The 10,834-nt window shown below is 65.8% G+C and carries 11 protein-coding genes; 2 read left to right on the top strand and 9 right to left on the bottom strand.

All coding sequences use genetic code 11. The features are described from left to right. Positions 1–3: 3 nt before the first annotated feature. Genes KHP16_RS13160 through KHP16_RS13150 form a run of 3 tightly spaced genes read right to left on the bottom strand, consistent with a single transcriptional unit; the run spans position 4 to position 2,377 of the window. Positions 4–660, bottom strand: a complete 657-nt coding sequence (locus tag KHP16_RS13160) for a methionine ABC transporter permease (RefSeq protein WP_121491394.1) — start codon at positions 658–660, stop codon at positions 4–6. Beyond that, positions 641–1,555, bottom strand: coding sequence for a methionine ABC transporter ATP-binding protein (locus KHP16_RS13155; RefSeq protein ID WP_121491395.1), 915 nt, complete (start codon positions 1,553–1,555; stop codon positions 641–643). Before KHP16_RS13155 ends, KHP16_RS13160 begins: the two co-directional genes overlap by 20 nt. Before the next feature lie 6 nt (positions 1,556–1,561). Continuing rightward, complete coding sequence (locus KHP16_RS13150; protein WP_211960346.1) at positions 1,562–2,377, bottom strand: MetQ/NlpA family ABC transporter substrate-binding protein; 816 nt, start codon at positions 2,375–2,377, stop codon at positions 1,562–1,564. Between the two features lie 214 nt (positions 2,378–2,591). On the opposite strand from KHP16_RS13150, the gene KHP16_RS13145 reads away from it, so the two are divergent. Further along, a complete protein-coding gene (locus KHP16_RS13145) occupies positions 2,592–3,182 on the top strand; it encodes a hypothetical protein (protein WP_211960345.1) in 591 nt (196 codons plus the stop codon). 11 nt (positions 3,183–3,193) lie between these two features. Beyond that, positions 3,194–4,504 carry a S1 family peptidase gene (locus tag KHP16_RS13140; RefSeq protein ID WP_211960344.1) on the top strand — a complete coding sequence of 437 codons (1,311 nt, stop codon included), beginning with the start codon at positions 3,194–3,196 and terminating at the stop codon, positions 4,502–4,504. Positions 4,505–4,681: 177 nt separating this feature from the next. Here the strand turns inward: KHP16_RS13140 and KHP16_RS13135 are convergent, their stop codons facing one another. The 6 genes from KHP16_RS13135 to KHP16_RS13110 all read right to left on the bottom strand — a co-directional run bounded on the left by KHP16_RS13135 (position 4,682) and on the right by KHP16_RS13110 (position 10,819). Beyond that, positions 4,682–5,683 (bottom strand): transketolase family protein, encoded by a 1,002-nt coding sequence (locus tag KHP16_RS13135; RefSeq protein ID WP_211960343.1) that lies wholly within the window; start codon positions 5,681–5,683, stop codon positions 4,682–4,684. Then, positions 5,680–6,525, bottom strand: a complete 846-nt coding sequence (locus KHP16_RS13130) for a transketolase (protein ID WP_109582892.1) — start codon at positions 6,523–6,525, stop codon at positions 5,680–5,682. Before KHP16_RS13130 ends, KHP16_RS13135 begins: the two co-directional genes overlap by 4 nt. 32 nt (positions 6,526–6,557) lie before the next feature. Beyond that, a complete protein-coding gene (locus tag KHP16_RS13125) occupies positions 6,558–7,889 on the bottom strand; it encodes an MFS transporter (protein WP_211960342.1) in 1,332 nt (443 codons plus the stop codon). A gap of 76 nt (positions 7,890–7,965) precedes the next feature. After that, entirely contained in the window at positions 7,966–8,715 is a 750-nt protein-coding gene (locus KHP16_RS13120) for an SDR family NAD(P)-dependent oxidoreductase (RefSeq protein ID WP_115952979.1), read from the bottom strand. Positions 8,716–8,855: 140 nt separating this feature from the next. Then, positions 8,856–9,758 carry a LysR substrate-binding domain-containing protein gene (locus KHP16_RS13115; RefSeq protein ID WP_109582895.1) on the bottom strand — a complete coding sequence of 301 codons (903 nt, stop codon included), beginning with the start codon at positions 9,756–9,758 and terminating at the stop codon, positions 8,856–8,858. An 89-nt stretch (positions 9,759–9,847) separates the two neighbouring features. Further along, a complete protein-coding gene (locus tag KHP16_RS13110; RefSeq protein WP_211960341.1) occupies positions 9,848–10,819 on the bottom strand; it encodes a Bug family tripartite tricarboxylate transporter substrate binding protein in 972 nt (323 codons plus the stop codon). Positions 10,820–10,834: the final 15 nt, after the last annotated feature.

The raw sequence follows: 10,834 nt of genomic DNA, 5'->3' as shown, positions 1-10,834 counted from the left end.
TGGTCAGCGGCGGCGATCGAAATGACGGGCCAGCCGTTCGCCGCTGAACTGCACCAGCGTGACGAGTGCCACGAGAATGATGATCACGTTGAACATCACCGATGTCTCGTAGCGCTCGTATCCATAGCGGATAGCGAGGTCTCCCAGCCCGCCCGCGCCGACGGCGCCAGCCATGGCGGACGAGCCGATCATCGCGATGACCGTGACCGTCGCGCCGCCCAGCAGCGCGGGCAAGGCCTCCGGCAGCAACACGTGCCGCACGATATGCCAGCGGCGGCAGCCCATCGCCCGCGCGGCCTCAACGAGGCCCGGGTCGATTTCGTTGAGCGCGACCTGCGAGACGCGCGCGAAGAACGGAATCAGATGGGCGCTCAGCGGTACCACCGCGGCCCACGTGCCCATTGTCGTGCCGACGATCATGCGCGTGACGGGCAGCATCGCAACGAGCAGGATGATGAACGGTATCGCGCGGAACATGTTCACGAGCACCGATAGCACGCGATGCAGCCGTGGGCGCGGGGCCAGCCCACCCGGCGCCGTGACCGTCAGCACGAGCGCCAGCGCCATGCCCGCCAAGAACACCACCGCGCAGGCGGCGGTCGTCATCAGCAGCGTTTCGCCGAAAGCCTTCACGTACTTGTCAAACACTGGCAGCCACATGGCGTGGGGTCTCCGGTTGCGGTGTGGCAAAGGGATGCGCAACATTAGGTGCAGAAGTGTGCGGGGCGCGGGCCTGAGGCGTCCGCTCGGGCGGCTCGGGCGGGCGCAGCGGCCGCAACGGCCGCAGCAACGCGATGGTGGCCTCCGCCTTCGGCTCGGTAAAGACATCCCACACCGTGCCCTGCTCGACGATGCGCCCATGGTCGAGCACGAGCACGCGGTCGCAGGCCTCGCGAATCACGGCCATGTCATGCGTGATGAGCACGACCGTGAGGCCGATCTTCCGATGGATATCGCGCAGCAGGGCCAGGATCTGTTCGGTCGTCTCCGGATCGAGCGCGGACGTCGCTTCGTCGCACAGCAGGATCTCGGGGTGATGCACGAGCGCGCGCGCGATGCCCACGCGCTGCTTCTGGCCGCCCGACAGCTTGGCCGGATACACGTGTGCCTTGCCCTCGAGGCCGACCAGCGACAGCACCTCGGTGACGCGCGGCGCGATGTCCTGTTTCGCCACGCCCGCCACGCGGAGCGGCAGCGCCACGTTCTCGAACACGGTCTTGGCCGACAGCAGGTTGAAGTGCTGGAAGATCATGCCGATACGCTGGCGCAGGCCCACTAGCCCATCTTCATCGAGCTGGCCGATCTCGCGGCCGTCGATCGACACGCGGCCGGTGTCGGGACGCTCCAGCATGTTGATGGTCCGCAGCAGCGTGGACTTGCCCGCGCCGCTGCGGCCAATGATCCCGAACATCTCGCCGCGCGCGACGCTGAACGAGATGTCGGTGAGCGCGGGCGCCGCGGCGCCGGGGTACGTCTTGCCGATGCGGTCGAAGACGATATGCCCCTCGTCCGCGTGGTGGGCGTGGTGGGCGCGATTCGGGTTAGGGTCTGTCATCGCGCATCAGAACGCCGGGATCACGGAGCCCTGGAACTTCGTCAGGATGAACTGGCGCACTTCGCCGGAGTGATAGGCCTTGACGAGCGGCGCGACCCACGGCGCCGACTTGTCCTTCTCGCGCACGGCGATGACGTTGACGTACGGATTGTTCTCCTTCTTTTCCACCGCAATGCCGTCGCGCGTGGCGATGAGGCCCGCCTGATAGGCAAAGGTGTTGACGATGGCGGCCGCGTCGACGTCGGGCAATGCGCGCGGCTGCACCACGCCGGCGGTCTCGATGAACTCGAACTTCCTCGGGTTCGCCGTGATATCGGCGAGCCCGGCGGTGCCGGTGAACGGATCGAACCCGTCGCGCAGCTTGATCAGCCCCTTGTCGCGCAGGATCACGAGCGCGCGGGTCTGGTTGCTGGGATCGTTGGGCAGGCCGATGCGCGCGCCATTGGGGAGCGCGTCGAGCGACTTGTACTTCTTCGAATAGAACGCGATCGGCGAGATCAGCGTATGGCCGACATCGACGATCTTGTACCCACGCTGCTTGATCTGATCGCGCAGGAACGGGATGTGCTGGAAGGCGTTGGCGTCGAGGTCGCCGTTGTTGAGCGCTTCGTTCGGGCTGGCCGTGCCGGTAATGATGATCGGCTGCACCTTGAGCCCCTGCTTCTCAGCAACGCGCGTGACTACCTCCCAGATCTCCTCATCCACGCCGCCGCGCACGCCGACCTTGAGCGGCCGATCGGCACGCTGCGCGTAGGCAGACGTCGTAGTGGCAACCGCGGCGAGCGCGAGGGCAATCGTGGCAAGAACGTGGCGTCGTTTCATGTTGGCGGCACAAAGTCATGGAAGCGCCCAGTCTAGGCAGCGCGCCGCCACGGGTCCACGAAGGATTCCGACGATGCAAATGCGCTCCGTGACAACGCCATGGCCACCACCCCACGTCGGTGGGGGGCCTCGCCCCGATGCCGCTTGATACATTACCCGCCGACCCGACAGAGCGCGGGCGAGCCAGATTCCAATAATAAGATTCCGGGGAAGCATGCGGTTATCGGTCATTTCGGTCATTGCCGGCGCCAGCCTGGCGGGCGGCTGCGCGTCCATCGTCAACGGCACGTCGCAAGTCATCACGGTGGAGACGCACCAGAGCGCGACGCCGGTCAGCGGGGCGAGCTGCGAGATGGCCAACAGCAAGGGCACGTATCACGTGACCACGCCGGGGTCGCTCACCGTCCACCGCGCGTATGGGGACCTCACCGTGACCTGCACGAAGGAAGGCATGCCGGACGGCATCGCCAAAGTGACGTCGTCCACCAAGCCCATGGTCTTCGGCAACATACTCTTCGGTGGCGCGATCGGCGTCGTGGTGGACACCACGGGCGGCGCCGCGTACGACTATCCCGAGGTCATTCGCATTGTCATGGGCGAGAGCATCGCGCTCAAGAAGGGCGATGCGGCGCCGGACTATCCGGCCGGTGCGCCGGCTGCGGGGTCTGCATTGGCCGCGGCGGCGCCCTCGGCGGTGGCAACGCCCACGCCTGCCCCTTCTGCAACGACCGCCGCCACGACCGCCCCATCCTCGTCGGCCCCGGTATCGATCAACGACCTCCGCTATCTGCTGCCAGCGCGCTGAAACCCCAACCCATGACACGCTTCATCTATTCCCATCGCCTCGGCATGTCCCATCGCACCCCGCCACTCGCTGCGCTCGCCACCTTCGCCACCCTCGCCTTCACCGCCACGCATGCGAGCGCCATCGGCCTCGATCAGATTACCGGCAATGTCTACGCCGTCCGCGCGGTCGGTGCGCAAGGGAACGCCATTGGCACCGGCTCGGGTGTGTTGACGGGACAGAACCAGATCGTCACCGCCTGCAACGTGCTGGCGGGCGCTCGCACGATCGCGGTCGTGCGCGAGAACGTTTCGTATGAAGCGACCCTCGCCGCGCCCGACGTCGAGCGTAACCTGTGCCTGCTCAAGGTGCCGAACCTGCCGGGCGCGGGCGCGACCCTCGCCGCCGGAAACACGGCGCCTTCGCTCGGGCAGAAGATGGTGCTGGCATCGGCCGCGGGCAGCGCGGTCGCCGTACGGGAGTCGGTGGTGACGGGCCTGCAGGCAGGCGCCGACAACAAGCTCGCGAGCATCGAGCTGTCGGCGGCGCAGGACGGAGCCGCCAGCGGCGGTGCGGTGTTCGACGACGCGGGCCGGCTTGTCGGCATTCTCGTCTCCGGCACGGGCAACCCGCCCCCGCGCCAGCGCGCGGTCCCGGCCGCGTGGGTACGCGACATCGGCACGCGCGGTGCGGCGGTGCTGGCGAGCTACCAGCCGTCGGCCAACGACACGACAGGCGTCTTGCGCGCGGCAGGTCTCGGCACGCCGGCATCCGCCGCGCCCGGCACCACCGCTGCGGGACAACCTGCCACGGACGGCTCCCCGCGCGTCGGCGAAGTCTGGCAATACCTGCTGACCGACAACCTCACGCGCCGCCAATCGGAAGTCCGCTACCGCGTAGACCGCCTCGACGGCGACCGCGTCATCTTCAACCAGGGCGGCCGCATCGAACGCACGAACGGCATGCTGGAACGCATCGTCACCCCCGCCGGCGGCGACTTCGACGCGGCCTCCCCGCCCACAGGCTGGGTCCCCGACGGCGTCCGCGTCGGCCAGCGATGGAAATACTCTTACCGCCAGCCCGGCACGGGATTCCAGACCGACATCGAAGGCAACGCCGGCAGCGAATCCGAAATCTCCACCCCCGCCGGCCGCTACCGCACCATCCGCATCGCGTACCGCGGCTACGTCCAGCGCACGATCAACGGCGGGGGCGGCACCACGAGCCACGCCTACACCGCCACGGCGTGGTACGCGCCGGACATCCACCGCGTCGTCCGCTTCCAGATGAACTCGGCGCAAACGGCGGAAACGCTGGAACTGGCGGCGCACAGGTTCGAGTAGCGACCGAAAAACCACCATAACATCAACGATGTTTCAACTGAAATCGTTGTCTGGATCGGCTGATCGCCGATGCGCGTACGGCGTTCGCGTACAGTGAATGGCTCGCGCAGCATTAGCCGCAAGCCTCTCTCGATGAGATCCGTCGAGCAGTCTCGGCTCACTCTGTACCCATATCCATCACCCCACCCATCGCCTGATGTTGTCCCGCATCACCGCTGTGGAGATTCCATACCGGTCATGCAGCGTCGGCAGTGCACCGGCGTCCAGGAACGCGTCGGGCAAGGCGACCTGCTGGAATGGAACGCTGATGCCCGCGCGGAGCAGGACGCCGGCTACGGCTTCGCCGAGGCCGCCGATGGTGGTGTGGTTTTCCGCGACGACGACCAGGCGGCCGGACTTGCGGGCTTCTCGCGCGATCGTTTCGACGTCGAGGGGCTTGATTGTTGGCACGTGCAGGACCGCCACGTCCACGCGGTCCGCCTCCAGCGCGGTGGCGACTTCCAGCGCGCGCATGGTCATGATGCCGGATGAAATGATCAGCACGTCGTTGCCATCGCGCAGCAGCTTGGCCTTGCCCAGTTCGAAGGTGTAGCCATACTCATCGAGCACCACCGGCACGTTGCCGCGCAGCAGCCGCGCGTAAACAGGCCCCTTGTGCGCCGCGATGGCGGGCACCATCTGCTCGATGTCGATGGCGTCGCACGGATCTATCACCGTCATGTTCGGCATCGCCCGCATCAGCGCAAGGTCCTCGGCCGCCTGATGGCTGGGGCCGTAGCCCGTGGTCAGGCCAGGCAATGCGCAGACGATCTTCACGTCGAGGTCGTCCTCGGCGATGGTCTGATGCATGAAATCGTACGCGCGCCGCGTCGCGAACACGGCGTACGTCGTGACGAACGGCACCGCGCCCTCCTTTGCAAAGCCCGCCGCCGCCCCCATCAGCAACTGCTCCGCCATGCCCATCTGGTAGTAGCGTTCCGGATAGGCCTTCGCGAAGATATGCAGATCGGTGTATTTGCCAAGATCCGCGGTCATGCCGACGATGTCGGGCCGTTCCGCGGCCAACGCCGTCAGCGCATGACCGAACGGCGCGGACCGGGTAGCCTGCCCCTCGGCGGCAATGGAGGCAATCATCGCAGACGTCTTCAGGCGCGTCTTGCCGGTGCTGGTATTGCTCATGCTTGTCTCCCGGCTTCCAGCGCCTGCAGCGCCATCTGCCATTCGTGGGCTTCCACCCGGATGAAGTGATTTTTCTCGCGTTGCTCGAGGAACGGGACGCCACAGCCCATGCGCGTATCGCAGACGATCATTCGCGGCTGGGGCGCGGTGTGCGCGCGTGCGTTGTCGAACGCCGCCGCCACCGCATCGATGTCGTTGCCATCCACGCGCTGCACGTACCAGCCAAATGCCTCCAGCTTCGGAACGAGCGGTTCGAATGCGAGGATCTGCGTGGACGGGCCATCGGCCTGCTGATTGTTCACGTCGACCACCGCGATAAGGTTATCCAGCTTCCAATGGCTCGCGGAAAGGATGCCCTCCCACACCGCGCCTTCGTCCAGCTCGCCATCGGAGAACAGCGTGTAGACGAACGCATCCGACTTCTTGCGCTTGAGGCCCAGGCATCGGCCCACGGCGATCGTGAGGCCCTGTCCGAGCGAGCCGCCCGACATCTCCATGCCGGGCGTATAGCTGGCCATCCCGGACATCGGCAGGCGGCTGTCATCGCTGCCATACGTTTCGAGTTCTTCCGCGGGCAAGATGCCCGCTTCGAGCAATGCGGCGTATAGCGCGATCGCGTAGTGGCCGTTGGACAGCAGAAAGCGGTCGCGCCCTTCCCAGTCGGGATCGTTCGGCCGGTACTTCATGGCGCCGAAGTAGGCCACCGCCAGAACGTCGGCAATATCGAGCGCCTGCCCGACGTAGCCCTGCCCCTGCACTTCGCCCATCAGGATGGCGTTGCGGCGGATACGGTAGGCGCGCTCGGCCAGCGATACGGGCGCTTCAAGTTCGGTACGACTCATGATGACTCCAGGTAAGGAAAAGCTGCCGGTACTTAGCGGTTGACGGTACGCGCCGGTACGAGGAAGACCAGCAAGGCGCCCAGCACGACCGTGGCCGAGATGAAGACGAGGCCCGCGGTCGATCGGCCGGTCAGGTCGTTCAGCCATCCGACGATCGCTGGCGAGAAAAAGCCAGCGAGGTTGGCCACGCAGTTGACCGCCGCGATGCCCGCGGCCGCCGACATGCCGCCGAGCATGGCCGTAGGCAACGCCCAGAACTGCGCGGAGGAACTGATGATCCCGGCGGCGGCAACGCAAAGGCATGCGATGGCGGCGGGGATGCTGCCGAGCATCGGCAGCGTGGCGAATGCGGCCGCGGCAACGAGCATCGGCAGTGCAAGATGCAGGCGGCGCTCACGACTGCGGTCCGCGGAGCGCCCGATCAGCGGCAGCGCGACAATGGCGCACAGGTAAGGCACCGCGGTGAGCACGCCCACCCAGAGGGGATCCGCCACACCGGTCTTGCGAACGATCGTGGGCAGCCAGAAGGTGAGACCGTACTGACCCAGTACCACACAGAAATAAATCGCGGCCATCAGCCACAGACGGCGGTCCGCCATGAACGCCCGGACCGAGATGTGCTTCACCTTCTGCGCGTTGTCCCCCTCGACATTGCGCAGGAGCAATTGCTTCTCCTGATCGCTGAGCCACTTCGCATCCCTGATGCCGTTGTCGAGGTAGGAAAGGATGGCGATGCCGAGCAGCAGCGAGGGCAATGCCTCGATGAGGAACAGCCACTTCCATCCCGCCAGATCGTGCGCGCCATGGAACGCATGCATGATCCACCCCGAGAGCGGGCCACCCACGATGCCTGCAAGAGCAATCGCCATGAAGAACATCGACAGTGCCTTGGCCCGTCGCTCGGACGGAAACCAATACGTCATGTACAGGATGACACCTGGTGCAAAGCCTGCTTCCGCCACGCCGAGCAGAAAGCGCAATACATAGAACTGTGTGGGCGTGGTCACGAAGGCAAAGCCCGCGGAGATCACCGCCCACGTCAGCATGATCCGGGCAAGCCAGTTGCGCGCGCCCACCTTGTGCAGGATCACGTTGCTCGGGACTTCGAAAAGAAAATACCCGAGGAAGAAGATGCCGGCGCCGAGGCCATAGATGGTCTCGCTGAACTGCAGGTCGTTAAGCATCTGCAGCTTGGCGAACCCGACATTGACGCGATCCAGGTACGCACCGAGATAACACAGCATCAGGAACGGAATGAGCCGTCGCGTGACCTTGCCGTACGTACGCGATTCGAATGACGCCTCTTCGGCGCGCGGCATCCTCACGCCGGCCCCGATGGCCGGCGCTACGTATTTGGTCTTCATGGAATGTCTCCTGCCGGTGCCCCGGGTGGTCCCGGGTGCGTTGACATGGTGTGCGCGGCCCGCGGGCCGCCGGGATTCAGTGGATCAGCATGCCGCCGTTGACGTCGAGTGTGATGCCAGTGAGATACGAGGAAAGATCGCTCACGAGGAACAGGCACGCGTTTGCCACGTCCGTTGCCTCGCCGAGCCGGCCGAGCGGGATGCCCTTGATGATGTCCGCCCGCATCTCGGCGGTCAGCTTGTCCCCCGTGATGTCCGTCTGGATCAGCCCGGGCGTGACGGAGTTCACGCGGATATGGTCGCCGCCGAACTCGCGCGCCATCGCCTTGGCGAGCCCGAGGACGCCTGCCTTGGCCGCGCTATAGTGCGGACCGCCGAAGATACCGCCGCCCCGCTGCGCGGACACCGACGACATGCAGACGATGCTCCCCCGCTTCTGTTCCTTCATTTGCGGGAGCACGGCCTGCGACATGTAGAGCGTGCCGCGCAGGTTCACGTCGATCACCGCATCGAAATTGGCCGCGCCGATGTCCAGCGTGCGGACCGGTTGGGTGATGCCCGCGTTGTTGATCAGGCCATCGATGCGGCCATAGCGCGAGATCGTGTCGTGTACGGCAGCCTCGCACGATGCCTTGTCCGTGACGTCGCACCGCAGGCCCAGATGGCCGTTGCCCAATTCGGCCGCGGCAGCCTCCGCGGCATCGCGCTGCAGATCCACGATGACGACCTTCGCACCCTGCGCCGCCAGCACGCGCGCCGTTGCCTTGCCGATACCGCGCGCCGATGCGGCCCCCGTGACGATCACTACCTTGTTCTCGACCAACATTCTCGTCTCCTTGGTTTTGACTTGATGATGGGTCGAGTGTTGTCTCTGCGTCGCCTCCGATCAATGCATTCGGCCTCAACTATCGTTGAGAAATTTTCAGATATCGCCCGCTGCAGGTGGGTAGAAACCCTTGGTCGGGCTCAGAGCGAGGCCTCGTCGCGGGAGCGGTTCACCTCCCGGTCCAGCCAGGCGAGAAATCGCGACACGCGCGGCAAGTCCGCGTGCTGCGCCGGGTAGACGACGTGGTGGCTGGCGACCTCGACGGCATACTGGCCCTCGAACACGGGCACCAGCGCACCCTTGCGCAGCAGTACCGACGCGAGCAACGAGCTCTCCAGCGCGACGCCGAGCCCGAGCGCGGCCGTCTCCAGCGACATGTAAGAGCGGTCGAACGAAAAATCGAACGAGGAATGCACCGCCGCCACGCCGAAGCGCGCGAACCACTGGTGCCACCTCACCAGCGGCGTTTCGGAATTGATGAGCCGGCAGTTCAGCAAATCCGCGGGATCGCGGATCGGGTTCTTGCGCAGATAGTCCGGCGACGCCAATGGCAGCACGCGCTCGTGCCGCAGCGTCCTGACCTCGATATCCCGCCAATGCGCGTGCCCGTGGCGCACGTCGACGTCGTAGAAGCCGGCGGTGAACGACACATCCTCATACGAGCAGGAAAGGTTGAGCTGGATATCGCCGTTGTCCGCCTGGAACGACTCGAGCCTGGGGAGCAGCCACATCAGCCCAAAGCTTGGGCTGGTATGTACGCGCAGGATATCGACGGCCGATGGCGTGGCCGCGCGCTCGGTGGCGCGATGGAGTTCCGCGATGACGCCCGTCACGTCGCGCAGATACTGCTCGCCCACTGGCGTCAGCACGAGCCCGCGCCCCTGCCGGAAGAACAGGGACTGGCCGATGAAATCTTCCAGATTGGCGAGCTGATGGCTCACGGCCGACGCGGTGAGGCCAAGCTCCTCGGCGGCCTTGCCGACACTCCGGTTGCGGGCAACACTCTCGAAGGCAACGATGGCCTTGACTGGCGGAATTCGCATCTGGACGATCTGCGCATGACGATGACGGAATGGGGACCATTATGCCAATCCCGGCAAGGTCCCCCTATCCGCCCCGCGGATCGTGTCGATCACTCCGCCACGATCTTCTTCTCCGACGCCACGCGCTGCCAGCGCACCACCTCGGACTTCAGGTAGTCGCGTGCCGCGGCTGGGGTGCCTCCGCCGATCTCGGTGCTCAGGGCGCTGAGTTTATCGCGCAAGTCCGGGGACTTCAGCGCGTCGTTGACGGCCTGGTTCAGCGTGTCGCGGATGTTGTCCGGGAGGTTGGCCGGGCCCATCAGCATGTACCACGCGCTAATGGCGAAACCCGGGACGCCGGCTTCCGCGACCGTGGGAATGTCGGGGAGCGCGGCGACGCGCGTGGGGGTTGTGACGGCCAGCGCGCGCAGTTTGCCGCTGCGGATGTACTGCAGCACCGTCGGCACCGTGTCGAAGTTCACGTCGACGAGTCCGCTCAGCAGGTCCGTCAGCGCCGCGCCGCTCCCCTTGTACGGCACGTGCGTCATGCTCGTGCCCGTGGCCGACTGGAACAGTTCCGCCGCAAAATGCTGCTGCGTACCGACACCCGAAGAGGCGTAATTCACGGCGCCCTGCTTCGTCTTGCACAGTGCGATGAACTCGGCCAGCGTCTTCGCCGGCGAACTTGCCGGTACCACGATGACCTGCGGCACCGTGCCGATCAGCACGATCGGCGTGAAGTCCTTGTTCGGGTCATAGGCAAGCTTCGGCGTGATGGCGGGCACCATCGCGTTCGAGCTCACATGCCCGAGCAGCAGCGTGTAGCCATCGGGCTTCGCGCGCGCCACCGCCGTGGCGGCAATGGTGCCGCTCGCGCCCGCGCGGTTCTCGATCACTACCGGCTGCTTCAGTTTCTCGCCCAGCTTCTGTCCCAGCTGTCGCGCGATGATGTCCGTACCGCCGCTCGGCGCAAAGCCGACCAGTAGCGTGATGGGCTTCGCGGGATAGGGCTCCTGCGCACTCGCCGTGCCGGTCAGCAGCCCGAGGGCGGCTGCCAGCACGATCCGTTGGATGTGTTTCACGTCCTGTCTCCTCGG

The sequence above is a fragment of the Cupriavidus plantarum genome, from assembly GCF_905397285.1.
In the GTDB taxonomy this organism is placed as follows: Bacteria; Pseudomonadota; Gammaproteobacteria; order Burkholderiales; family Burkholderiaceae; genus Cupriavidus; species Cupriavidus plantarum.
Note: the sequence above shows the minus strand (reverse complement) of the source record. Positions and strands in the feature narration are given on the sequence as shown.